Source organism: Rahnella aceris (assembly GCF_011684115.1).
Lineage (GTDB): Bacteria > Pseudomonadota > Gammaproteobacteria > Enterobacterales > Enterobacteriaceae > Rahnella > Rahnella aceris.
Map to the genome: position 1 here is coordinate 1,359,707 of NZ_JAADJV010000001.1, position 24,396 is coordinate 1,384,102.

Below are 24,396 nucleotides of genomic sequence, written 5' to 3' on the forward strand. Positions count from 1 at the left end.
CGGGCAGGGATCCTGTTTCATGGCATTTCAAATCAACGGCAACACCCGATGAACCCTAAAAAAATCACGATCGTAGATGTGGCGCAGCACGCGGGAGTGTCCGTGACCACGGTTTCACTGGTGCTCAGCGGCAAGGGACGGATTTCCCAGACAACCGCAGAACGGGTTAACCGGGCGGTTGATGCGCTGGGTTTTGTGCGCAACCGGCAGGCGAGTACGCTGCGCGGCGGAGAATCCGGCGTGGTCGGGCTGATAGTCCGCGATATCTGTGAACCGTTTTATGCCGAAATGACCGCCGGTCTCAGTGAGATGTTTGAAGCGCAGGGCAAAGTGTTATTTCTGCTGCAAAGCGGCCCGTCCGGTAAAGGGCTGATGCGTTGTTTCGATACGTTGCTGACCCACGGCGTGGACGGCATTGTGATCGCCGGTGGCGTGAATACCCTCGGTGGGTTGAGAGAAAAGGCGGAAGAACATGGCGTCCCGCTGATTTGTGCCGCGCGCTCCGGGGGTATTGAGGGGGTTGACGTTGTCCGTCCCGATAATATGCTTGCGGCGAAAATGGCCACGGAATATCTGATCAAACAGGGCCACAAACAAATCGCCTATCTTGGCGGATTGAGCAATTCGTTAACCCGCGCCGAACGCCTCGGCGGCTTCTGCGCCACACTGCTGCAATACGGTCTGCCATTTCGCACTGAATGGATTATTGAATGTGACTATCAGCAAAAATGCGCCGCCGATGCTGCCGAAATCTTATTATCCCGCTATCCGAAAATCAGCGCGATTGTCTGCCATAAAGCTTCCGTCGCGCTGGGTGCCTATTTCGGCGTTCTGCGCACCGGCGCACAAGTCGGCGGCGGGGCAGTAGACAGTTTCTTCCAGCAAAAAATTGCCCTGATAGGCATGGAAGATGCACCGGAATCGGAGCTGACCGAGCCTCCGCTGACCTCCATTGCGAACTCCGCACGGGAAATCGGACACGCAACGGCCAGGCGCTTGTTGCTGAGGATTGGCGGGCAGAATCTGGAAGCGCAGAATATTATTGTGCCACCGGGGCTGGTGGAGAGGGAGTCGGCTTAGCTGATGCCTGAGCGGGCACTCCGGGCGCTTTTAAATTTAAAATCCAGGACAAGGTCGTAGGTTGCTGCCCACAGCGGCCCAAAAAATTGGAAACGAACCCCCTGGAATCCTGCGTTTTTCTCACTGCGCGCTGTTGCCGGCGTTTATGTTCCAGCGAGCGGGGTGACAGACGCAAGCCCAGGGTGTTCGTCTGGATTTATTCCACCGTCGAATATTTCACGTAGTGATTGGAACAGTTAAAGTGCGCGACATAACCCAGGGTGCCGTTCGGGCCTTTCGCGCTGAACGGGATGTTATAGGTCCCTTTGTCTTCTTTAGCGTCATCGCTGATGAAATTCAGAACCGGCACCGACGTGCCCATGTTGTCTTTATCATTGCCCCAGTTAGGGATACGGTTTTCCATGTAATCACGGGTGACCGTATCGATGGCATTGTCCTTGCTGATATCGGCACACGCGCCTTCTGTGGAGCGCTGCATCCACCACGGGTAGATATACACAGAGCCCAACATCAGCACCATCAAAACGAAAATGACTGAAACAATCCCGATCAAAACAACTTTACTCATAATGCTTGCCACTCCTGAAAATTATCAGTCAAATCATAAGCTGCCTGAATAAATCAATATTAAACGCCAGGCGCGAAAGCGCGTATGTTACGCCACTTACTCAGCAGAGGTTAAGTAATATCAGCCTTTCTGTTGCATTCGCTTACAGAAGCCAATGCCCCGGACAGCGCGCCGGGGTGTTAGCCTTTTTACAACATACATTGTTTACGTAAGGAGTCAGGCATGAGTCAGCAACAACCCACGGTCGCCGTACTGGGGCTGGGCGCAATGGGGCACGCGTTCGCCGCTAACCTGATCAAAAAAGGGTTCAATACCCGCGTCTGGAACCGGACGGCTTCACGGGGTGATGATTTGGTGAAAGCCGGTGCGACACGCGGCCGGACACCGCGTGAAACCGCTGAAGGGGCGGATGTGGTGATTACAATGCTGTCCGATGGTAAAGCGTCCCTTGACGTTTATCAGGGTGACAACGGTTTGCTTGCCGGCCTGAAACAGGGCGGCATTATCGCTCAAATGGGAACGCTCGGCGTAGACGCGACGGAATCGTTGATGGCGCTGATTAAAACACTGCGTCCTGATGTGGTGTTCTTTGATGCGCCGGTTTCCGGGACGAAAGCACCGGCCGAGCAGGCGCAAATTGTGGTGCTGGCCAGCGGGGATCGCGAAGCGGGTGCGGCTATTGAGCCGGTATTTGCCGCCATTTCCAAAGCGACAAAATGGCTGGGCGAAGCCGGGCGTGCATCCAGAATGAAACTGGTGGTCAATGCCTGGCTGATTGCCATGATGGAAGGTATTGCAGAAACTACGCAACTTGCCGAAGCGCTGGGTTTCACCCCCGACGATCTGTGGAATGTGCTGGAAGGCGGTCCGCTTGCTGCGCCGTATATCAGGGGCAAAATGGAGATGTTCAAAAGCGGTGATTACACCCCGCAGATGCAGCTGACCTGGGCCCTGAAAGATATCAATCTGGCGCTGGAAGCGGGCAGTAATCTTGAACTGCCGGTGATGAAACGTATCAGTCAGACCTGGCAGAGTGCGGTCGATGGCGGTTATGGCGGGAAGGATCTGGCGGTGGTGTATCACTATCTTGGCAATAAGTCTTAAGTCATTAGAAATTTGTGAATAAATCAGCGGTCTGTCCACGGAAGGGCTGGCTGTTTTCTGCCTCTCATTCATAACCCTGAAGTATAAACCAGACCATCTGGCTATTGGTCTGTCATCCGGCAACCGTGATAGCGTTGATAATTATTAATAACATCACGGCGGACTACGCGATGAGTCAGACATCCCCCTCTATCCCTCTGATCGATTTCAGTCAGTTTTCTGCAACGCCCGGTCAGCGGGAAGCGTTCCTTGCGCAACTGCGTTATGCCGCGCGTGAGATTGGTTTTTTCTACCTGAAAAATCATGGCGTTGATGCGCAGTTACTGAAGGATGTTCAGCGGGTTGCCCGACAATTCTTTGCCCTGCCAGAGGAAGACAAACTGGCTGTGGCGATGATCAACTCACCACACTTTCGCGGCTATAACCGGGCCGCCTCGGAGATTACCCGGGGTCAGCCGGACTGGCGCGAACAGTTTGATCTCGGTGCCGAGCGGCCAAAACTGCCGGTGACAGAGAGTACGCCTGCGTGGGCAAGATTGCAGGGGCCGAATCAATGGCCGGAAGCATTGCCGGAATTGCGCCCGTTGTTACTGCGCTGGCAACGGGAGATGACGGCCATGTCGCTGCGTCTGCTGCGGGCTTTTGCCCTGGCGCTGAAACTGCCGGAAGACGCGTTTGATCCGCTGTATGGCGAAAAGCCTAATGAACATATCAAACTGATTCGTTATCCGGGACGCACGGTGGGCGCCGGAAATCAGGGGGTCGGTGCGCACAAGGATTCAGGATTCCTCAGTTTTCTCTTGCAGGATGAACAGCGCGGTTTACAGGTTGAAGTGGAAGAAAACCAGTGGATCGACGCGTTTCCGGTCCCTGATACGCTGGTGGTAAATATCGGGGAGTTACTGGAACTTGCCACCAACGGCTATCTGCGCGCTACGGTACATCGGGTTGTCTCGCCACCGGAAGGCGGCGAGCGCTTGTCGCTGGCATTTTTCCTTGGCGCTCAGCTTGATGCTGTTGTGCCATTATTCCCGTTGCCCGCAGAACTGGCGCAGGAAGCGCGGGGAGAGGCAAGCGATCCGCTGAATCCGTTATTCCGCGATGTGGGTTTCAATTATCTGAAAGGGCGGCTGCGTTCACATCCTGACGTGGCGCAGCGCTATTATTCCGATTTCCCCGGGGCTAATACTGCTGGCTGACCGGGGCCTGTGCAGTATCTACGCTGACCATGGTGGACATGCCCGGACGCAGACGGTTACTTTGCTGCTGTCCCGGTTCCAGTTCAATGCGCACCGCGATACGTTGTGAGATTTTGGTGAAGTTACCCGTCGCGTTATTTAACGTCGGTGATATAGCCTGACACCTGGGGGCTGAGCAGGGTAACGTTGCCACGAATAATAACGAGTAACAAATCAGTAACGGAAGTGACTATTTCGGGCGGGAAAAGCTATAAAACGAGAAAAATCGCCAATTAAAGCGCGGCGATATTGGCAGTAATACTGGCGAGAACACCCCGGGCGATATCCACATCATTTTGCGGAATACCTTCCATGACGCGGATCAGAATGTCATCCGTCATGATGCGTACCTGGTTTGCCAGCTCAGTTCCGGTTTCTGTCAGTCTGATATCTTTCGAACGACGATCGGTTTCTCCGGGGCAGCGTTCCAGCAGGCCCAGCTCGGCGAGGCTGTCAAACAGGCGAATGGCGGTAGGGTGTTCCACTTCCAGCAACGCGGTCAGTTCACCCTGAGGCAGGCGCCCGCTGGCGGCTTCAAGATGTAATAATACTTGCCCGCGAGCCAGTGTCAGACCAATGGTTTTGAAACGGGCATCACAATAAGTCCGCAACTGACGGCCGATATGAATGGTTTCAGGCAGGAAACGGACGGCGGGAGAGGTGGCTTCCGGGCGGCGGCGTAATATGGTCACAGGAGATCCTCAACGTCGGGGATTAGCAGGTTCTGAGACGTCAGATTAGCACGATAAGCAACATTTATCAGAAAAGGACGGGTGCCATTAACATTTTGAGACAAGTGGAAGGGTTATCTAAGTAAAGTTTCCGGAAACTATTTATGCTATCCGGAAAGCCATTTTACCTGTTTGCTTTATCCCTCTGACGGAGAAAATACAATGCAACCTGTCATCAACATGATCACGCTGGGTGTTAAAGACCTGGCCGCTTCTACCGAATTTTATCAGCACGGACTGGGCTTTCCAAAAGTGGTTATCGATTCTGAAGGTGTCAGTTTTTTTGAACTGGCAGGTGCCTGGCTTTCTCTGTTTCCGTGGGACGAACTGGCAAAAGATGCGCAAGTCAGCCCGGCAGGGAATGGTTTTCGCGGTATGGCGCTGGCGCAAACGGTGGCCAGTGAAGCTAAAGTGGATGCCATTCTGGCTCAGGCAGTCAGTGCGGGAGGTAAAATGATTAAACCGGGACAGAAAGTGTTCTGGGGGGGATATTCGGGTTATTTCGCCGATCCGGACGGACATCTGTGGGAAATCGCCTATAACCCGTTTATGACCATCGGGCCGCAGGAGAAATGACGTTCATTCCTGGACGGCGAAATAGATAATTAGTTACAACATACAGTGTATTTTATTAAAAATAGTGATCGTCTTTGACATATAAAAAGACACCGCATAAAGCGGTGTCTGTCATTATTCTGGCAGGAAAAGAGGAGGTTATAAACCGCGTTTTTCCATTAACAGGGCCAGATCGACCAGGCGGTTTGAAAAGCCCCATTCGTTATCATACCAGGCGAGAATTTTCACCAGCTTGCCGCCAATCACCAATGTTGAAAGCCCGTCAATAATGGATGAACGCGGATCACCGCGATAATCGCTCGACACCAGCGGCTCCTCGCTGTAACCCAGAATGCCTTTAAGCGGGCCGGATTCAGCCGCCTTACGAAACGCGGCGTTAATTTCTTCAACAGTCGCTTCGCGTTTAAGGTTAACGGTTAAATCGACGATGGAAACCACCGGCACCGGAACACGTAGTGAATAACCGGTCATGCGTCCGTCCAGTTCCGGGATAACTTTCCCGATCGCTTTCGCTGCGCCGCTGGAATACGGAACAATGGAAACCGCGGCCGCACGCGCACCCCGTAAATCTTTTTCAGGTTGATCATGCAACGCCTGGCTGTTGGTGTAGGCGTGAGTGGTGTTCATCAGGCCGTGTTCAATGCCGAAGGTCTGATGCAGAACCTGAGCGGCAGGGGCCAGACCGTTGGTGGTACAACTGCCGTTGCTGACCACTTTGTGTTTTGCCGGGTCGTAATCGCTGTCATTAACGCCCATCACAATAGTAATGTCATCATTTTTGGCCGGTGCGGAAATAATGACGCGTTTTGCTCCGCCCCGGGTGATGTGAACTTCCGCTTTAGCTTTTTCAGTAAAGAAGCCGGTAGCTTCAATAACGATATCAACGCCCACAGAGCTCCACGGAATTGCAGCGGGATCCCTTTCTGAGAAAACGCGTACCGGTTTTCCATCAACCCGTAATTCGCCTTCACCCGCTTCGACGTCAGCTTTTAACGTGCCTGAGAGTGAGTCATATTTCAGAAGATGAGCGAGAGTCTTACTGTCCGTAAGATCATTAATTGCCACCACCTGGAAGTCATCCCGCCCGAGTGCGGCGCGCAAAACATTCCGTCCAATCCTGCCAAAACCATTGATACCTACTTTGACCATGATGAACTCCTTAGTTATCTGCTTTACAGTTAATCTAGTACGCAGGAGGGTTGGCGTAAATGACAATAAAAGATCAATTTACGCCAAATATCTGGAGCAAAAGCGTTCTCTGTATTCTGTCGGTGTCAGTTGTAAATTTCGTTCAAAAACGCGGCGCAGGTTCAGCCCGCCGCCGAAGCCGGTCGTGAGGGCGATACGATCTATGTTTTGTGTTGTTTGTTCCAGAAGCTGTCGCGCGGCACTCAGCCTGACTTCCTCAACATATTTTGCCGGGGTTATGCCGGTTTCGCGTGTGAAAACGCGCGTGAAGTTTCGCGGACTCATCGCGACACGTTCAGCAAGGTTTTCGACAGATAAATCGCTGTTGAGATTCTCAGGTAACCAGGCCTGAAGTTCGCGGATAGAGCCATTGCTGGCCTGATTCAAAAGATAGCGGCTAAATTGCGACTGTCCACCCGGACGCCGGAGAAACATTACTAAATCCTGAGCAACATTTTTAGCGATGCTGAAACCATGATCTTCTTCGACCAATGCAAGAGTGAGGTCAAAGCCGGAGCTGACGCCACCTGACGTCCAGACCGGACCGTCCTGAACATACATCGGGCCGCGTTCCACGGTCACCTGCGGGTATTGTGCCTGCAGGGTGTCGATCAGACGCCAGTGTGTGGTGGCGTGTCGGCCGTTGAGTAATCCCGCCTGGGCGAGCAACACCGCGCCGCCACAAACAGATACCACACGGCGGGCATGCGGCGCAGCCTGTTGCAGCCAGCGGACAACGTTTGAGCCTTCTTCTTCAGATAAGCCTTTACCGGTGACTAAGATAGTGTCGCGGGTCAATGTGGGGTCAAGATCGCATAACCGGTGATCCGCGAGAAGGTTAAGCCCTGAGACACCGTGAATCACACGGTGCGGTTGCGTAGTGGCCACAGTCACCTGATAAGGCGCAATTTTGGAGTCAGACGTGGCGTGGAGAGGCAACAGACGATTTGCCTGCATGAGGATATCAGCAATGCCTGCTGCTTCGAATAACATGCCCCCGTCGGGGACGATAATCAGGAATGTGTTCATGGCATTAAAAATACAATGTGTATTAAATAAGTCAAATCTGCGAATACTGTTATTGAATCACTCAGCCAGTAAATTAACGTGAAAGCAGGGCGCAGGGACCGGATTTCGCACTTTTGATACCGTTGAATGTCAGAAAATCCCTCATAAATACATGACCCTGAGTGACGATAGCGGTATCTTATCAGCCGGAGAAACGTTCATTTAGATCCTGGAAGATTATGATTTCATTATTCAAAAAAACTTCACAATTCAGCATGTTGGTTATGCTGATGATTTTGGCTGGCTGCTCGGGCAAACCTCATTATAAGAAATACGACACCCATGCCTTTGATGATGAGATTGAAGATGCTGCCGATGAATACAAAGTTGACCGTAAACTGGTGAAGGCAATCATTCAGGTCGAATCCGGATTTAATCCCAAAGCAGTCAGTCCATCTAATGCTATTGGTCTGATGCAGCTGAAAGCATCGACCAGCGGTTGCGATGCATATCGTTATAAAGGTAAACGCGGTTGCCCGGACGACGATGATTTGCTGGATCCGGAAACCAACATTGATCTGGGAACGGCATACATCAGTGCATTGCAACGTCAGCAACTTAACTGGATTAACGATCCGCTGACGCGCCGTTATGCCACAGAAGTCGCGTATGCCAACGGTGCGGGAGCGTTACTTAGAACGTTTTCCAGTAACCGGCAGACGGCAATCCAGATGATTAATCAACTGACGCCGGAAGCTTTTAACTGGCATGTTCGTCAGTATCATCCGGCGCCGCAGGCACCCAGATACATGGCCAAAGTCGAAAAAGCCTATGCCGGTTTATAGTGTTTAGAGCACTGAAAAATGGACGTGCTACGTGAAATCTGCAGTACAACTATGCTGTTCAATTCTCAGAATTCACGTAGCGCGATCAATTTGAAACCCTGAAAGTCCGGACGGAGGTGGTGAATGCCAGATAACATATTCACAGATATTCCTGAAGCTGCACGCAATGGTGAAGGCGAGACCTTTGAAGAGTTGCTGACACGACCCGGTATTCGTATTGAGCGGATTATTTCCACAGGACAAGCCAGCCCGACGGGATTCTGGTATTGCCAGACGCATGACGAATGGATACTGATCTTGCAAGGTTCGGCTGAGCAGGTGAGGCAGAATGAGGAAAATGATGGCGTCTGGTGCGTAAGCTGATATCATATTTAACATAATATACATTATGCGCACTTTGATTATCCGTTCTATATCCTCTACATTGTTCTTATTCTGATAACGGGAAATCCTCCCGGAGGTTTTGGTGATTATCGCTCAGGTGTCTGACATTCATGCCGCAGAAAATAATGATAACCTCGCACGCTTTGAACGCGCACTGACGTGGATTGATCTCATTACGCCTGACGCCCTTGTGCTGACCGGTGATTTGATTGACGACAACTGGCGTGATGGTTATGCCGCTATCGCCGCTCAGCTGAATAAAAGATCTTACCCGTCATTCATATTGCCCGGTAATTCAGACGACCGTGCAGCAATGAAATCAATTTTGCATTGCCATTACTGGTGCAATTCCGGCGAAAATGACGCGCTGCATTTTGTCGCGGACATCGGTGAACTCCGCCTTATCGGCCTTGATACCACCATCCAGGGAAATCCCGCAGGAGCCATTGGCGAACATCTGCCGTGGCTGGCCGATAATCTGATCAGCGACGGTTCCGCGAATTCCATTCTTTTCATGCATCATCCGGTTATCCGCAGCGGCATTCCGCCTTTAGATCAGATAATGTGTCGCGATGTGGTAAAACTGGCTGAGTTTTTAAGTGAGCATCCGCGAAAACCCATCGCTATCTCAGCAGGTCATGTTCACCGGTCAATGGCCGGGCAACTGGCCGGAATACCGGCTTATATTTGCGGCTCCATCTGCCCGGAAAATCCTTTGTGGCTTGGCACGGCAATTGTTCCTCCCGTGAACAACTTCTTGTCATTTATGATTCACAGATACAATGACGGTGAGATGGTTAGCCACCCTGTCCTTCTTTAATATCTGCCTGATATATGCGCACGCTATACCATCAACCGGACGTTCTCTCTATTTAACGCAGGAAACCTCATGAAAAATATCACTTTTTACAGTCGTTTTGAGGCTGACATTCTTGCTGGCCGTAAAACGATCACCCTGCGTGAAGCCAGCGACGCGGATTTTACAGCAGGCAATCAGGTTCGCGTCAGCCGTTATGAAGATGACGTGTTTTTCTGCAACATTGAAATTATCGCTGTCACTGGTGTACAGTTCGACGATCTCAACGATCAGCACGCGGTGCAGGAAAACATGACACTGGAAGAACTTAAACAGGTCATCAGCGAGATTTATCCGGGGCTGAAATCACTGTTTATGATTGAATTTCGTCTTCTTTAATTGCGTGTGGCGCGCCGGGATCCCTTCTCCACGCGCCCTTTTCTTCTCATCAGCCATTCCAGCGGGAATTGCGGATCACTGAACAGAAATTTCGCGTGTCAGCCCCACATCGTGGAACATACAGCCAATATAAAGCAGCTCATGATCAACCTTTAGCTGACGTTGTTGCCCGGCCAGCGCGGCCCAGTAATATACACGGCTGGAATGATGAAACAGTAAATCGGATTCCATATCACGGACCCGTTCTGTTGCTTCACGGGCCATTTTGCTGTCGGGAATGCGGATACCCTTAATGTTCAGAGTCATAGTATTTGTCCTGTTGGGTTGAATAGAGTCAGCATAAGCGGCAAGATAAATGTCATCAATCATCGTAATATGACGTTATGAGACATAATTGTTCATTTGCGACAGGAAATATTCAAATGCCAAAACACATCATTATTCTCGCCGTGCCGGGCGTGCAACTTCTCGATGTCTCCGGTCCGCTGGATGTTTTCGCTGAAGCCAACCGGCAACGCGGCCGCGACGTTTATACCCTGAGCGTGATGGCGATTGGCGACGATCCCGTTGTACGCACCTCTTCCGGCGCGCGTCTGTTTGCAGATCTCACTCTTGCAACCCCACTTCCCGCTGCCGTCGATACTTTTCTGGTCGCAGGCGCACCTGTGCTTGAGACATTCCTGCGGGATGAAAAATTAAAAGACGGGATCCGTACCTGGAGCCACCATGCGAAGCGTTTTGGTTCCGTGTGCAGCGGTGCGTTATTACTTGCCGCCGCCGGGTTGCTTGACGACCGGCGCGTGACCACACACTGGTCCGTCGCCGCAAAGCTAAGCGAAGAGTATCCGCGGGTGAATGTCGAAGCTGACGCTATTTTTATTGCCGAGGGTGAGCTGAGAACAGCAGCAGGTGTCACCTCCGGGCTGGATTTAGCCCTGAATATGGTGGAAGAAGATCTTGGACGGGAAACCGCGCTGGATGTCGCTTCGCAACTGGTGATGTTCTTCAAACGTCCCGGCGGGCAGTTGCAGTTCAGCCGCCATGGTCAGGCGTCGCTGAGTGGCCGGTCAGCATTACAGGACGTACAGCGGTGGGTGATGAATTCGCTCGACCAACCGCATAATGTGCAAAGCCTGGCTGTTCATATGGGGATCAGTGTCCGCCATCTGACGCGTTTGTTTAATCAGGCGCTGCGGCAATCACCGGCAGAATGGCTGGAACAGCAACGGATATTTCACGCGCGGCAACTGCTGGAAACGGGGGAAATGGCGGTGAAGCAGGTTGCGGCACAGTGCGGATTTTCCAGCGTTGATATCTTGCGACGTGCGTTCGTCAGGCAATTATCCGTGACACCGTCACAATATCAAAAGCAGTATTCCCGTTGAAAAAACCTTCGAGAAATCAGGCTTCTTTTGCTACCTGAGCACGCCGGAAACAATCCGGATGATGGGTATTAATCAGGCCGGTAGCTTCCAGCCAGGCATAGACTATTGTCGGGCCGACAAACTTGAATCCACGCTTTTTGAGATCTTTTGAAATCTGATCAGACAGCGCATCTTTAGTCGGAACCGGCCCGGTATGCTGAATCGCCTTCCCGCCGATTTGCGCCCAAATCCACTCACCAAAATCTTCACCCGCTTGCTGCATGGACAGATAGGCCCGGGCGTTGCTGACAACCGCCGTGATTTTGCTGCGGGAGCGGATAATATCGGCGTTATTCACCAGCCTTTCGATGTCTTCTTCGGTAAATTCTGCGACTTTCTCGGGTATAAAATCGCAGAAGGCCAGGCGCAAGGCATCCCTTTTTTTCAGCACGATCCGCCAGGATAATCCGGCCTGAAAGCCATCAAGCATCAGCTTTTCCCACAGTGCACGGCTGTCACGTACCGGCTTGCCCCATTCATCATCATGATAGTCAATCATCATCGGGTCACTCGTGCCCCACGGGCAACGGATCAGATCTGTCATCGCGAACTCCTGAAAGCAGAAAGTTCTTTATTCTAACCTGACCCGTGCATGGAAGGGGTAAACTTCTTCTTCACCCTGCTGAGCGAGTATCACACTGAATTTAATGATTTCACAGATGTTTATGTGTGCACATTTATTGGTTATGGGTATCACCGAATGTTGTAACTAATTTATGAGTCATGATTTTGCATAAATGAAATTCTATCCCCCGGTCTTTTCGGTGGCAGAGATTGATTTACGTCATCATCCTTTTTGGGCATAGGAATTATATTACGCTTCTTTATAAACAGGATGGAACCATGTTTAGTCGTTTAGGTCGTATATTTAGCCCCGCAACACCCCCTCACGGTAAAGAAGTTGAGAAGAACCAAACCTTTCCGCAATCCTTTATTTCCAAAGGTAATTCTTGTGCTTATAGATACGATTCGCGCGGGCCAGAAATAATAGAAGCTCAGGGATTTTTTGGAACAATCAGCCGGGATAACACAGAGTTTCGGGTATTTGGAGATAACACTGTCTTTGCCTCCAGGACGAAAAAAGGGGCAAAGGCTTTCCTGAAAACGAGAACTTTCATGGGGAAACAAAATTTCCAATACCTCTATGAGATCAATATATTAGGAAAGCGTAGCTTTTCATTTGTTGAAAACTACAAACGTGATCAAAATGCATTAATCGAGGCGATGTTAGCTTCCTTACCGGCTGAATTAGTGGCGAGCATGCCAGTTAGTGAGGCTCGTGCCCTGGCGCACAGTGCTCTCATTCGCGACTTTAACAGCGTTGATGAAATTCAAATTGAAGCGCCAATTTCAACCCAGCGAATAAAACATATTGCCACCACCTTAGTGTGATTATCTAAAACTTTCCGGACGGTTGCTCATTGAAATATCCTAAGCATTGAGTTTCTGTCTGGTTAAATTGTTTATAGGGGAAGTTTATGATTTCCCTATTATTCAGGTATGTACATTTTCCCATTTTGCCCTAAACTGTATGTTGTAACTAACCGGAGGGTTTATGGCGGATTATGATTTAATTGCCCGGATGAACGGCTGTTTTAACGAACTGGAAATGGCATTGCAAGATTTGGGGAATTTCCTGGGGCAACTGGAATTATTGCAGGCGCGGGTATTTACCTTGCCTGAAGTAGTGAAAGGCGAAGAGCATAATCCGGCGGACAAAATCACTGTCATGCCTCACACCGGCGAAACCGCACAGCAACTGGCATTACAGCATTTTCAGCGGTTGTTTATTCATCATAATAACGAGAATGTCAGCAGTAAATCCGCCGTCCGTTTACCCGGTGTGTTGTGTTATGCCGTGGACGCCGCGGAGCATCAGTCTGCCCTGCTGTTGATTGAAGAAGTGAATAAGCTGAAAGCTGAACTGGAACATATCGTGACCGTCGAGTCCGGTCTCGCCCGTGAACAGCGTTTTGAGTTTGTACATACCCACCTTCGCGGCCTGATAACGCTGAACGCTTACCGTTCGGTGACGTATCTCAATGACCCGGACTCCGTGCGCTTTGGTTGGGCGAACAAACATATTATTAAGAACGTGACCCGCGATGAAGTTCTGGCACAACTGGAAAAGAGTCTGCATGCCGGACGCGCTGTCTCGCCTTATACCCGTGAGCAATGGATGGAAAATATTAACCGCGAGATGATAGACGTGAAGCGTTTGCCGGAACACGCGGCGCTCAAATTCAAACGCCCGGTGAAAGTTCAGCCCATAGCCCGCGTGTGGTATCGCAACAACCAGAAACAGGTGCAACACCCCTGCCCGCTGCCGCTGATTGCGTTATGTTTGCGTTCGCCCATGATGCAACTTCCTAAGTTAGGGGAACTGCATGATTACGATGTGTCATCCGTGAAGCATAAATATAAACCGCAGTCGCAGCCACTGAGCCTGCTGATCAAACGTCTGCATCTTTATACGGACCATCCGCTGTAAGCCGCTCAGAACGTGAAAAGGTCCGGTTGCCCGGACCTCATTTCACATGTAAATAGCAGGCCGTTTACGCTTTCATGCTACCGACCATGGCTTCAGGCCGCACCCACTCGTTGAACTGTTCTTCGGTCAGATAGCCGAGTTTCAGCGCCGACGCTTTCAGGGTCAGGCCTTCTTTATGCGCTTTCTTGGCGATTTCCGCCGCCTTGTCATAGCCAATATGGGTATTCAGCGCAGTCACCAGCATCAGCGATTCATTCAACAACTGGGTAATACGGTCACGGTTAGGTTCAATACCGACCGCACAATGCTCGTTAAAGCCGCTTATACCATCAGCCAGCAAACGAACGGATTGCAGGAAGTTATGGATGACCAGCGGACGGAACACGTTCAGCTCAAAGTTACCGGATGCACCGCCGATGTTGACTGCAACGTCATTTCCCAGCACCTGTGCGCACAACATAGTCATCGCTTCGCACTGCGTCGGATTGACTTTGCCCGGCATGATCGAGCTACCCGGTTCGTTTTCCGGAATCGAGATTTCACCAATGCCGCAACGCGGGCCGGAAGATAGCCAGCGCACGTCATTGGCGATTTTCATCAGTGAAGCGGCCAGCCCTTTCAGCGCGCCATGGCCATGAACCAGTGCGTCACAGGTCGCCAGCGCTTCAAATTTATTCGGGGATGTCACAAACGGTTGTCCGGTCAGTTCTGCCAGTGCTTTCGCCACACGCACGGCGTATTCCGGGTGCGTATTCAACCCTGTACCGACTGCAGTTCCGCCCAGCGCCAGTTCGGCAATATGCGGGATGCTGTTTTCAATGTGCGTCAGGCTGTGTCCCAACATGGCTACCCAGCCGGAAATTTCCTGCCCCAGTGTCAGCGGTGTGGCATCCTGCAAATGCGTACGCCCTATTTTCACAATGTCACGATATGCCGTGGCTTTATCGGACAGCGTTTTGTGCAACACTTTCAACTGCGGGATCAGGGTTTCGCGCAGTTCAATCACTGCCGCAACGTGCATGGCCGTCGGGAAAACATCGTTGGAGCTTTGGCTCTTGTTCACATCATCGTTCGGGTGAACTTTACGTTCTTCGCCGCGCACGCCACCGAGAATTTCACTTGCCCGGTTAGCCAGCACTTCATTCATATTCATGTTGGTCTGGGTGCCGGAACCGGTCTGCCAGATGGACAGCGGAAATTCGGCAGAATGCTTGTCGGCAAGCACTTCATCGGCAGCGGCAATAATGGCGTTTGCCCGCTCAGCAGGCAGTAACCCGAGGTCCATATTGACGCTGGCTGCCGCACGCTTTGTCAGTGCCAGCGCGTGAATCAGCGCCGTTGGCATTTTTTCAGAGGAAATACGAAAATGCTCGAGGGAACGTTGCGTCTGTGCGCCCCAAAGCTTATCTGCCGGAACATCAATTGGCCCCATTGAGTCTTTCTCAACGCGTGTAGATGCCATTACTGTCTCCTTAGATGCTTATTACGATGATAAATCAGTTTTTTTGCAGGTTACTGTTTGCCGCACGCGCTCCCACGCATCCGTTGGCGGCCTGTTGATTATAGTGACATATAAGCCGGGCGTGTAATTGGATTCGATCCCCAATCTGAAAATGCATGCCAGCCGCACTTTTTGGGCCTTCGCAGTTGTAAAGCCCCCTTCGTCATTGTTTACTAGTCGGCAATATTTTCTATTCAGGATGAAGCAATGCAAAAGATGCATAACGGTGTACAAAATTACGCCTGGGGCAGCAAAGACGCGCTGACCAAACTCTATGGAATTAAAGATGCAGAAGGCCGTCCGATGGCTGAACTGTGGATGGGGGCTCATCCGAAATGTAGCTCTCAGATTGAGAACTCCCGTGGGGAGAACCTCTCTCTGCGCGACCAAATAAGTGCCGGACTGTCTGCGCAACTGGGCGAAAAAGTGGCTAAGCGCTTTGGCGAATTACCTTTCTTGTTTAAAGTGCTGTGCGCCGATCAGCCGCTGTCGATTCAGGTGCACCCGAGCAAAAGTGCGGCTGAAATCGGTTATGCCAAAGAAAATGCTGCCGGTATTCCACTGGATGCCGCCGAGCGTAACTACAAAGATCCGAACCACAAACCTGAACTGGTTTATGCCCTGACCCCTTTCCAGGCCATGAACGGTTTCCGCGAGTTGCGCGAAATTGTTTCATTATTGCAACCCGTGGCCGGTGCGCATCCGTTAATTGCCAGCTTCCTGACGTCTCCGGATGTTGATCACCTGCGCACGCTGTTTGCGGGCCTGCTGAGTCTGGAAGGTGAAGATAAATCCCGGGCGCTGGACGTGCTGAAATCCGTTCTGGATGAACAACAGGGTGAGCCGTGGGACACCATCCGCAGTATTTCTGAATTTTATCCTGATGACAGCGGCCTGTTCTCCCCGCTGCTGCTCAACGTAATCACCCTGCAACCGGGCGAAGGCATGTTCCTGTATGCCGAAACGCCGCATGCCTACCTGAAAGGCGTCTCGCTGGAAGTGATGGCGAACTCCGATAACGTGCTGCGCGCAGGTCTGACGCCGAAATACATCGATATTCCTGAGTTGCTGGCGAATTTGAAATTCAACGCCAGACCCGCTTCTGAATTGCTGACCACGCCGGTTGTCAAAGGTGCGGAACTCAACTTCCCGATCCCGGTCGAAGATTTTGCTTTTTCAATTCACAGCCTCTCTGCTGAACCGCAAACGCTGGAGCAGGACAGCGCGGCGATTGTCTTCTGTATTGAGGGTCAGAGCGTTCTGGTGAAGAACAATCAAACCCTGGTTCTCAATCCGGGTGAGTCGTGTTTCCTGTCAGCCACTGAGTCACCGGTGACTGCCAGCGGCAACGGCCGCATAGCACGCGTGTTCAATACACTCGCGAAATGAACAGTTGATTAAACAAAATGGGGCTAAACGCCCCATTTTGGTGATTTTTTTGCTGATTCAGCTACACTCTGTAGACTAATAACGCCGGAAGGCGTTTTTTATTTTCGGGACATTTCATAAGGATAAACAGAGATATGAAGAAGTCGTTAGTCGCTGTAAGCGTCATTGTAGTCCTTGGCGCGGCCTGGACAGGCGTCTCGTGGTATACGGGCAAGCTGATCGAACAACATATGGATGAACAGGTTGCGGCGGCTAACAGCCAGTTGCAAAGTGCTTATCCGAAAGCCGGGCTGAAAGTCAGCTATCAGGATTATCAGCGCGGGCTGTTCAGCAGCAAAATGCGCATTGTTCTGCAACCGGAGCCTGCTGCCGCAACGGCGGGCACCAGCGTACTGAAAACGGGTGACGAAATTGCCTTTATCGAAACTATCGATCACGGCCCTTTCCCTGCCGCTCAGCTGAAAAAATTCAATCTGATCCCAAGCATGGCTTCTGTTCATTCAGAGCTGCAAAACACGCCAACGGTGAAAGGTCTGTTTGATGTCACCAAAGGCAAATCTCTGGTCACGATTGACACCCGCGTTTCCTACAGCGGCGCAAGTTCTTCGGCGGCTGACATCATTCCTGTGACGTATCAGAAAGATGAAAGCCAGCTGGCCTTCTCTGGCGGTAAAATCAATGTCGATGTCGACAAAGATCTGACGGCCATGAAGCTGGACGCCAGCACCGACAGCATCGCTCTGACCTCTAAAAATCAGTGGGGTCAGCTTGAAAAAGTGACCCTGGCCGGTTTCAGCATGGACAGCGACACCAAACAAGGTAAGTTTCAGGTCGGCGTGGGTGATCAAAACCTGACTGTGAAGCAAATCCTGGTGAACGTTGACGGCAAAGATGCCGCTTCGCTGGATAACTTCAAACTGGTGAGCAAATTCTCTGAAAATGGCAATAACATCGCCGGTCAGCAGGATTACACCCTCGACGCACTGAAAATTCAGGGTGCAGATTTCGGTTCAGCCAAACTGACACTGAAGCTGGATAAACTCGATGGCGCGGCGATGAAACAGTTCGCAGACAACTATAACCAGCAATCCCGCGCACTTCTGCTGCAACAGGGTCAGATTGATCCGGCTGTTTATCAGCAACAGGCTACCGATTTACTGCTGGCTAACCTGCCACTGCTGCTCAAAGGCAATCCGGGCATCAGCATTGCACCGCTGAGCTGGAAAAATAGCAAAGGCGAAAGTAACTTCACCCTGCAACTGGATCTCAAAGATCCGGCCGCAACGCCGGCACAGACTCAGGATCAAATGCTGTCTCAGTTGGTAAATAAGGTTGATGCCAAACTGACTATTCCTCTGCCGATGGCCACTCAGGTCACCACGCAGGTGGCTCAGCTGGAAGGTTACAGCGCAGACGACGCCGCTAAACTGGCACAGCAGCAGGTTCAGGGTCTGGCAGCGATGGGTCAGATGTTTAAACTGACCACGGTGAAAGACGATACTATTACCAGCAGCTTCCATTACGCTGACAATCAGGTTGACCTGAATGGCCAGAAAATGACATTGCAGGAATTCGCCGGTCTTTTCGGTATTCTGGGTGGGCCGGCAGCGCCGGCAGCAACCCCTGATCAGGAAAAGCCAGTGGCTCCGGCACCTGCACCCGTCCCGGCTCAGTAATCTTCTTTACATCTCCCCCCTGCCAGGGGGGAGGTTGGAAGACGGTTTTACAACCGAACTTTCTGCCAGCGTTAACCCACACCCCATCCCAACCTTCCCCTCATGAGTGGGGAAGGCGTAAAACCTCCGCTACCAAAGGATTCTCAGGCGTGACCACTCCCACTGACCTCCTTCGTCTGCAAGACGTTTCTTTTACACTCAACCATATCCCGCTGCTGGAACCTGTTTCCCTCGCCCTGAATCCGGGGGAATTTACCTTACTGACCGGCCCTTCAGGGAGCGGGAAAAGTACGTTGCTGAAGATTATTGCGTCATTGCAAAATCCGACCGGTGGAAATCTTTATTTCAAAGGCGAAAATATTACGCAGATCAAACCTGAAGCGTACCGCCAGCGCGTATCGTATTGCTTCCAGACACCGTCGTTATTTGGCGAAACGGTTTACGATAACCTCGCCCTGCCTTATCAGATCCGCAATAAAAAACCTGATGACGGGCAGCTTCGTGACTGGCTGAAACAGGTAAATTTATCCGAAGACATGCTGACCAAACGTACGCAGGAGCTTTCCGGCGGGGAAAAACAGCGCATAGCATTGCTGCGCAATCTGCAATTTATGCCGGATATTTTATTACTTGATGAAATCACCAGCGCGCTGGATGAAGAGAATAAAATCAACATCAACGACATCATTGCCGGGCTGGTTGAGAAAGAGCAGATCGCGGTGTTATGGGTGAGCCATGACCTGAACGAAATCCGCCACGCCAAAAACGTCATTACCCTGACCCGTCATTCATCAGGAAGCGCGTCGCATGAATCAGCATAATATTACCAACCAGTCTCTGGCTCTCGCGCTGATCCTGGTCGTCGTCGCCCTGCTCGTCAGCAAGAAAGAAAAGCTCGGACTGGAAAAAGACATCATCTGGAGCGTTGCCCGCGCTATCGTACAACTGGTGATTGTCGGCTACGTTCTCAAATACATTTTTGATATCAATAACAGCCTGTTAACCGTGCTGATGGTGCTGTTTATCTGCGTGAATGCGGCGCTGAATGCCAAAAAGCGCAGCCGTAATATCGATAACGGATTTATCATTTCTTTTATCGCCATCACGGTGGGTACCTCGCTGACATTAATGATTCTGATCCTCAGCGGTTCGATCGAATTTCTGCCCATGCAGGTGATTCCGATTTCGGGGATGATTGCCGGGAATGCGATGGTGGCAGTAGGCCTGTGTTACAGCAACCTTAACCAGCGTTTTCTCGATAATCAGCAAAAGATCCTCGAGATGCTGAGCCTCGGCGCGCCGGTAAAAATGGCTTCCGACCGGATTATCCGTGACAGCATTCGTGCCGCCATGATCCCGACTGTAGATGCAGCGAAAACCGTCGGGATTGTCAGCCTGCCGGGCATGATGTCCGGGCTGATTTTTGCGGGTATTGATCCGGTGAAAGCCATCAAATATCAGATTATGGTGACCTTTATGCTGCTGGCGACCGCGAGCTTATCGACGATTATTGCCGGTTATCTCGCTTACAAACGTTTCTACAATGACCGTGCGCAGCTGCGCGATTTGAAATCATCGTAATACGTATTCTGCCCGCGGGTCGAAAACCGGCGGGCAGGATTTTTCAGGCTTTATAAATCAGACAACGCCTGACGCAGATTCACCTCTCCGGCGGCCTCGTCATCAAGATCCAACACCCCTTCCAGATCGTCCAGATGTTCCTGCATAATTTCAGCGGCCTGCGTATTATCCCCCGCTTCAAGTGCATCGATAATCGCCTGATGTTCATCACACTGGCACGACGGCACTTCGTTACGCTGGTACAACGACACAATCAGGGAACTGCGCACCATCAGATTCGACAGAATTTCACTCAGTACATCATTGCCCGAAATTTCCCCGAGAATGAGATGAAATTCACTCAGCTCACGCACAATGGCGCGCCGGTCCTCGGATTGCACAGCTTCACGCTCTCCGCGCAGATGGGTACTAATGCGGTGACGGTGACGCCGGATCACGTCCGGCCCGATGCATTCAACGATCGCCCGTTCGATAGCACGACGGGCGATAAACACTTCACGCGCTTCTTTGGCGGTGGGCTGCGCCACCATTGCGCCACGGTTAGGTTCGATGGTCACAATTCGCTGCATTGCCAGACGCTGTAACGCCACCTGAACGTGGTTACGGTTAGCACCCAGCGCGTCAACAAGCTGTGATTCCACCAGCCGGGTGCCCGGACGCAGGCGTTGCTGCGCGATGGCTTTAGACAGAACATCGACAATGCGCTGAACTTCCAGCTGCTTGGCGGTTGTAGTTTGATTACTCATGGATTGCTAAGTGGCCTCTCTCTGGCAGTTTCCGTGCAACCTATCACCATCTGCTCGCGTTCGTCATTAGTAAATGACGTGGGGTTTCAAATCATGCGAGAAATCCCAATAAATAGCACATAACATTCATAATAATTATCATTCCCGCACGCATTCACAATATCCCTGTTATCACCTTCCGTATCCTTGCAGCACCTCACGCTACGCAGAAAAATGTTCAGAACACGTGAAGTATGCACGCCAACGTATTGAAATCAGGACAATAATGAAACACACATTTTTTAAACACTTACTCAATTTTATCTTATTAGCCCTGGGAGCCATTTGTACCGCGCTGGTCATCTGGCTGGATGTGGCCATATTTAAAGACGGTATCCAGGAAATTTCCGCCACTGAGTTCCTTCAGGAACTTTCACTGCTGGCCATCAGCGCATTGTTTTTCTTACAGGCCAAAAAACATCCGGCATTGCGGGGAGGTATGATCCTGATTGGCGGGTTTTTCTTCTGCATGCTTATCCGCGAACTCGATGCCCTGTTTGACCTGATCCACTACGGCTCATGGGTGTATTTCGCCAGCCTGTTCGCGGTCTATTGTATCGCCTGGGCCTGCATCACGCCGAAAACCAGCCTGCGCGGATTGTCAGCTTTTCTGGTTCATCCGGCCTGTCACTATATGGTTTGCGGTCTGGTACTGATCCTGGTGTTCTCACGGGTCTTTGGGATGAATATGATCTGGAAAGTGGTGATGCAAGGCGAATACGTACGGACAGTGAAAAATATTGTCGAAGAAGGCACCGAACTGATGGGTTATCTGTTGTGTCTGGGTTCTGCAGTTGCTTTCTGGCAGCGCAGTGAACCACTGAAAACCCTGTAAAATTCTGCCTGCTGCGGATTTCTGCAGCAGGCAGAATGTCAGATGCGCCACGGCAATACGCCTTCCGGCAATCGACGCGCAAACAGCGACGCCAGCAGCATAAAGACCAGCACCACACCAATCATCAGGCACCCCACGGCTGCGGCCAGCGTGGAAGAACCGCCTTCATCAAGAAACACAATCATCGGTCCGAGCGTTTGCGTACCGGATGTGACCAGCAGAATCGACACCTGAATCTCATTCAGTGCGGTCAGGAACACCAGAATCGTGCCCGCCATGGCCGACGGCGCCGCCAGCGGCATCACTATATCGCGCATCCGTTGCAGGAAACTGGCACCGAATATTTGTGCGGCCTCATCCAGCGAACGCTCGATTTGCGCAAAACCGGCCAGCGTCGGACGAAGCACCAGTGCCATAAAACTGGAAAGATAAGCCGCCAGGATAATCCATACAGTGCCGTAAAGGCTGATATGCACCAGTGGCAACGGTTTGAGGAAAAACAGGATCGCCGCAATTCCGGTCACTATCCCCGGCAACGCGTAAGCCAGTTCGGTCGACAGTTGTAAAATACGCACCAGCCGCGTTCGCTGCCAGCTCAGGAAATACGCCAGAAACAACGAGGAAAGTGTCAGGATCAGCGCGGTCATCACGGTCAGCCCGAGGCTGGTCATAAAGGCATGGCGGATTGCCGGATACCCGAACAGCGCATTGGCATAATTGCTCAGCGTCAGACTCTGCAAGGTCAGTGCCTGACCAAAACCCGTGGTCAGGGACGTGGTCATCAGCGCGGAAAGCGGCAATAACAGCGTCAGCGACATCCACAGCCAGGCCGCAATTTCTGCCGGTAAACGCCATCGCCCCAGAGACTGATGCAGCGCGCGCGGCGTCCCCGTGACACGCACATCCTGCCGCCCGCCCAGCCAGCGGCTGAACATCAGTCCGGCAAGCGTAATAGCGGCAATCAGCAGCGAAAGCACCGCCATATCCGTCAGCGCCGACGCACCCACGCTGTTGAGTTGCTGATACACCAGCGTGATCAGCGTCGGGATACGACCGGGAATGCCGAGCATTGCCTGAATACCAAAATTACCCGCTGCGGTGACAAACGACAGTGCCGCACCGGCAAAAATAGCCGGGCGCACCAGCGGCAAAATCACGGTAAACAATACCCGCCACGGTTGTGCCCCACCGCTGCGCGCGGCCTCCACCAGTTCGGCTGGCAACCTGCGCAACCCGGCCCGCACCATCAGGAAAACCAGCGGCGCATTGTGCAATCCCAGCAGAACAATAATGCCGGTCAGCGAATACAGCGGCGAAGTCGAACCGGCGGGCAGCGTTAACCCCAGCCACTGCAATACCGGACTGGATGGCGAAAGTGCCTGAACCCACGCCAGCGCTGTTACCTGCGGCGGGATCATCAGTGGCAGAATAAAAGTAAATACCCAGGCCTGCTTACCGCGCAAATTAGTCAGCGCGATCAGCAGCGCCGCCACCGTACCCAGCACTATCGCCAGCAAAGTTGAGACGACAGCAATCGTCAGTGTATTCAGCGTGGCGGTCAGGACTTTTCGTGTGCCCAGTAAATGGCTGAGCCGCGAGATGTCCGGCACACCTTCAGGCGCCATTGCCGCCCAAACCAGTCGCATCAGGGGCGCTATCGACAATATCCCGATCAGCAACGTCAGGGCCCAAAGCACGCCCTTCTCACTGCCCGGCCAGAACCGACGCGAGGGGATGGTGCAGCGCAGAATTTCACTCATCACGCTCATCTGGCTGTCCTTTGGGCTGTCAGCCACCGAAGATTTCAGTGAATTTCGCGCGAACTTCTTTATCATCCGCCACCGCTTTATCTGAATCCAGCGTCAGCAGCTTAATCGAATCCAGCGGTGCAAAGCCTTCTGGTGCCGCAATGCCGGATTCAATTGGCCGGTTACCTTGTTTCGCAACCAATTGCTGGCCCTGCGGTGAGAGCATGAAATCAACAAACGCCTTCGCCGCAGGCACGTTATGTGCCCCGGAAAGAATGGCTACCGGCTCAGTCACAAATGAAGCCCCCTCTTTCGGATACACCAGATCAATCGGCGAGCCCTGCTTTTTAGCGCGGATAATATCGGCATCGGTAATCACGCCATACTTCGCCATGCCGCTCGCTACCGCTTTCAGCGCCGGGCCGTTGCCACCTTCCGGGGTAATGCCGTTCTGCGCCAGTTTCTGATAAAACGCCCAGCCGATGTCCGGCGTATTAATGGCCGTATGCAGGTGATACAACGCCGCCCCGGAATACAGCGGGCTTGGCACGGCCACCTGACCTTTGTTTTGCGGTTCGGTCAGCGCCATCCAGCTATCAACCGGTGTGGCGTTTTTAGTGTTGTAGGCAATGACCGTGGCGATAATTTTGGTGCCAAACCAGGTTTTATCTTTGTCGTAAAAATCCGGGCTGATATTTCCCACCGGCGCATCGGTATAGGCCATCAGTTTGCCGTCTTTTTTCAACGCGCCCAGATTGATGGAATCCGCAACCAGCAGCACATCAGCTTTTACGTCCCCGGCCATCATTTCAGTTTGCAAAACATTCATCAGTTGCGTCGTGCCGTTGCGCGTCCACTCCACCTGCACATCCGGATAAGCCGCCTTGAAGGCGTCAATCGTTTGCTGGGCAATTTCCGGTGCCTGGGAGGTATAAACCACCAGCTTTCCGGAGGCGGTTTCGGCAGCATTTGCCTCTCCCTGCGTGGCGCAAATCAGCAATGCGCTCAAGGATAACGTGATGGTTTTTAAAATATGCATAGCCCTGTCC

At 51.9% G+C, this 24,396-nt stretch carries 25 protein-coding genes and 2 pseudogenes; 16 read left to right on the forward strand and 11 right to left on the reverse strand.

Features of this window, described 5'->3' with window-relative positions:
• Positions 1 to 48: 48 nt before the first annotated feature.
• A complete protein-coding gene (gene malI, locus GW591_RS06075) occupies positions 49 to 1,080 on the forward strand; it encodes a Mal regulon transcriptional regulator MalI (protein WP_119261629.1) in 1,032 nt (343 codons plus the stop codon).
• Positions 1,081 to 1,276: 196 nt separating this feature from the next.
• On the opposite strand, the gene GW591_RS06080 is transcribed toward malI, so the two are convergent.
• The gene (locus GW591_RS06080; RefSeq protein WP_037034006.1) at positions 1,277 to 1,648 is read right to left on the reverse strand and encodes a protein YebF; all 372 of its coding nucleotides are present in this window, start codon (positions 1,646 to 1,648) and stop codon (positions 1,277 to 1,279) included.
• Positions 1,649 to 1,870: 222 nt separating this feature from the next.
• Here GW591_RS06080 and GW591_RS06085 point away from each other — a divergent pair, with 222 nt between their 5' ends.
• Positions 1,871 to 2,752, forward strand: a complete 882-nt coding sequence (locus GW591_RS06085; RefSeq protein WP_166860315.1) for an NAD(P)-dependent oxidoreductase — start codon at positions 1,871 to 1,873, stop codon at positions 2,750 to 2,752.
• A 170-nt stretch (positions 2,753 to 2,922) separates the two neighbouring features.
• Positions 2,923 to 3,951: an isopenicillin N synthase family dioxygenase gene (locus tag GW591_RS06090; RefSeq protein ID WP_112198085.1), complete on the forward strand. Its 1,029-nt coding sequence runs from the start codon at positions 2,923 to 2,925 to the stop codon at positions 3,949 to 3,951.
• Here the strand turns inward: GW591_RS06090 and GW591_RS06095 are convergent.
• A pseudogene (locus GW591_RS06095) lies at positions 3,935 to 4,111 on the reverse strand (hypothetical protein); the annotation flags it as partial. The gene GW591_RS06090 and the pseudogene GW591_RS06095 sit on opposite strands and share 17 nt — an antisense overlap.
• A gap of 112 nt (positions 4,112 to 4,223) precedes the next feature.
• Positions 4,224 to 4,682 (reverse strand): MarR family winged helix-turn-helix transcriptional regulator, encoded by a 459-nt coding sequence (locus GW591_RS06100; RefSeq protein ID WP_112152251.1) that lies wholly within the window; start codon positions 4,680 to 4,682, stop codon positions 4,224 to 4,226.
• A gap of 201 nt (positions 4,683 to 4,883) precedes the next feature.
• Here GW591_RS06100 and GW591_RS06105 point away from each other — a divergent pair, with 201 nt between their 5' ends.
• Positions 4,884 to 5,297 carry a VOC family protein gene (locus tag GW591_RS06105; protein WP_112152252.1) on the forward strand — a complete coding sequence of 138 codons (414 nt, stop codon included), beginning with the start codon at positions 4,884 to 4,886 and terminating at the stop codon, positions 5,295 to 5,297.
• Between the two features lie 138 nt (positions 5,298 to 5,435).
• Here the strand turns inward: GW591_RS06105 and gap are convergent, their stop codons facing one another.
• Positions 5,436 to 6,446 carry a type I glyceraldehyde-3-phosphate dehydrogenase gene (gene gap / locus GW591_RS06110; RefSeq protein WP_013575505.1) on the reverse strand — a complete coding sequence of 337 codons (1,011 nt, stop codon included), beginning with the start codon at positions 6,444 to 6,446 and terminating at the stop codon, positions 5,436 to 5,438.
• 78 nt (positions 6,447 to 6,524) lie between these two features.
• Positions 6,525 to 7,514 carry a GlxA family transcriptional regulator gene (locus GW591_RS06115; protein ID WP_037034011.1) on the reverse strand — a complete coding sequence of 330 codons (990 nt, stop codon included), beginning with the start codon at positions 7,512 to 7,514 and terminating at the stop codon, positions 6,525 to 6,527.
• A 218-nt stretch (positions 7,515 to 7,732) separates the two neighbouring features.
• Between GW591_RS06115 and GW591_RS06120 the strand changes: the two genes are divergently transcribed.
• The 4 genes from GW591_RS06120 to yqfB all read left to right on the forward strand — a co-directional run bounded on the left by GW591_RS06120 (position 7,733) and on the right by yqfB (position 9,917).
• On the forward strand, positions 7,733 to 8,338 hold the full coding sequence (locus tag GW591_RS06120) for a transglycosylase SLT domain-containing protein (protein WP_013575507.1): 606 nt from the start codon (positions 7,733 to 7,735) through the stop codon (positions 8,336 to 8,338).
• Positions 8,339 to 8,461: 123 nt separating this feature from the next.
• Entirely contained in the window at positions 8,462 to 8,701 is a 240-nt protein-coding gene (locus GW591_RS06125; protein WP_225444885.1) for a cupin domain-containing protein, read from the forward strand.
• Between the two features lie 103 nt (positions 8,702 to 8,804).
• Positions 8,805 to 9,542, forward strand: coding sequence for a metallophosphoesterase (locus GW591_RS06130; protein WP_121019342.1), 738 nt, complete (start codon positions 8,805 to 8,807; stop codon positions 9,540 to 9,542).
• Between the two features lie 69 nt (positions 9,543 to 9,611).
• A complete protein-coding gene (gene yqfB / locus GW591_RS06135; RefSeq protein WP_121019341.1) occupies positions 9,612 to 9,917 on the forward strand; it encodes a N(4)-acetylcytidine aminohydrolase in 306 nt (101 codons plus the stop codon).
• A 90-nt stretch (positions 9,918 to 10,007) separates the two neighbouring features.
• Here yqfB and GW591_RS06140 read toward each other — a convergent pair.
• Positions 10,008 to 10,223, reverse strand: a pseudogene (locus GW591_RS06140) (phosphohydrolase); the annotation flags it as partial.
• A gap of 116 nt (positions 10,224 to 10,339) precedes the next feature.
• On the opposite strand from GW591_RS06140, the gene GW591_RS06145 reads away from it, so the two are divergent.
• A complete protein-coding gene (locus tag GW591_RS06145) occupies positions 10,340 to 11,302 on the forward strand; it encodes a GlxA family transcriptional regulator (RefSeq protein ID WP_121019340.1) in 963 nt (320 codons plus the stop codon).
• A 16-nt stretch (positions 11,303 to 11,318) separates the two neighbouring features.
• Here the strand turns inward: GW591_RS06145 and GW591_RS06150 are convergent, their stop codons facing one another.
• Positions 11,319 to 11,885 (reverse strand): DNA-3-methyladenine glycosylase I, encoded by a 567-nt coding sequence (locus GW591_RS06150; RefSeq protein WP_013575513.1) that lies wholly within the window; start codon positions 11,883 to 11,885, stop codon positions 11,319 to 11,321.
• A gap of 299 nt (positions 11,886 to 12,184) precedes the next feature.
• Between GW591_RS06150 and GW591_RS06155 the strand changes: the two genes are divergently transcribed.
• Both GW591_RS06155 and tus read left to right on the forward strand, forming a co-directional pair.
• Entirely contained in the window at positions 12,185 to 12,733 is a 549-nt protein-coding gene (locus GW591_RS06155; RefSeq protein WP_112152258.1) for a hypothetical protein, read from the forward strand.
• 163 nt (positions 12,734 to 12,896) lie between these two features.
• Positions 12,897 to 13,832, forward strand: a complete 936-nt coding sequence (gene tus / locus GW591_RS06160; RefSeq protein ID WP_112152259.1) for a DNA replication terminus site-binding protein — start codon at positions 12,897 to 12,899, stop codon at positions 13,830 to 13,832.
• Between the two features lie 64 nt (positions 13,833 to 13,896).
• On the opposite strand, the gene fumC is transcribed toward tus, so the two are convergent.
• On the reverse strand, positions 13,897 to 15,294 hold the full coding sequence (gene fumC, locus GW591_RS06165) for a class II fumarate hydratase (RefSeq protein ID WP_166860317.1): 1,398 nt from the start codon (positions 15,292 to 15,294) through the stop codon (positions 13,897 to 13,899).
• Positions 15,295 to 15,540: 246 nt separating this feature from the next.
• On the opposite strand from fumC, the gene manA reads away from it, so the two are divergent.
• The 4 genes from manA (at position 15,541) to fetB (ending at position 19,979) form a co-directional block, all read left to right on the forward strand.
• On the forward strand, positions 15,541 to 16,722 hold the full coding sequence (manA, locus tag GW591_RS06170; protein ID WP_112198078.1) for a mannose-6-phosphate isomerase: 1,182 nt from the start codon (positions 15,541 to 15,543) through the stop codon (positions 16,720 to 16,722).
• Between the two features lie 134 nt (positions 16,723 to 16,856).
• Positions 16,857 to 18,398, forward strand: coding sequence for a YdgA family protein (locus GW591_RS06175; protein ID WP_166860319.1), 1,542 nt, complete (start codon positions 16,857 to 16,859; stop codon positions 18,396 to 18,398).
• Positions 18,399 to 18,547: 149 nt separating this feature from the next.
• Complete coding sequence (gene fetA, locus GW591_RS06180; protein ID WP_166860321.1) at positions 18,548 to 19,219, forward strand: iron efflux ABC transporter ATP-binding subunit FetA; 672 nt, start codon at positions 18,548 to 18,550, stop codon at positions 19,217 to 19,219.
• Positions 19,206 to 19,979, forward strand: coding sequence for an iron efflux ABC transporter permease subunit FetB (gene fetB / locus GW591_RS06185; RefSeq protein WP_013575520.1), 774 nt, complete (start codon positions 19,206 to 19,208; stop codon positions 19,977 to 19,979). The genes fetA and fetB overlap by 14 nt, the downstream gene beginning before the upstream one ends.
• Positions 19,980 to 20,029: 50 nt before the next feature.
• On the opposite strand, the gene GW591_RS06190 is transcribed toward fetB, so the two are convergent.
• Positions 20,030 to 20,725 carry a GntR family transcriptional regulator gene (locus tag GW591_RS06190; protein WP_037034019.1) on the reverse strand — a complete coding sequence of 232 codons (696 nt, stop codon included), beginning with the start codon at positions 20,723 to 20,725 and terminating at the stop codon, positions 20,030 to 20,032.
• 265 nt (positions 20,726 to 20,990) lie between these two features.
• Between GW591_RS06190 and GW591_RS06195 the strand changes: the two genes are divergently transcribed.
• The gene (locus GW591_RS06195; RefSeq protein WP_112152262.1) at positions 20,991 to 21,599 is read left to right on the forward strand and encodes a hypothetical protein; all 609 of its coding nucleotides are present in this window, start codon (positions 20,991 to 20,993) and stop codon (positions 21,597 to 21,599) included.
• Between the two features lie 38 nt (positions 21,600 to 21,637).
• Here the strand turns inward: GW591_RS06195 and GW591_RS06200 are convergent, their stop codons facing one another.
• Complete coding sequence (locus GW591_RS06200; RefSeq protein WP_166860701.1) at positions 21,638 to 23,368, reverse strand: ABC transporter permease; 1,731 nt, start codon at positions 23,366 to 23,368, stop codon at positions 21,638 to 21,640.
• A 19-nt stretch (positions 23,369 to 23,387) separates the two neighbouring features.
• Complete coding sequence (locus tag GW591_RS06205; RefSeq protein WP_037034023.1) at positions 23,388 to 24,386, reverse strand: ABC transporter substrate-binding protein; 999 nt, start codon at positions 24,384 to 24,386, stop codon at positions 23,388 to 23,390.
• Positions 24,387 to 24,396: the final 10 nt, after the last annotated feature.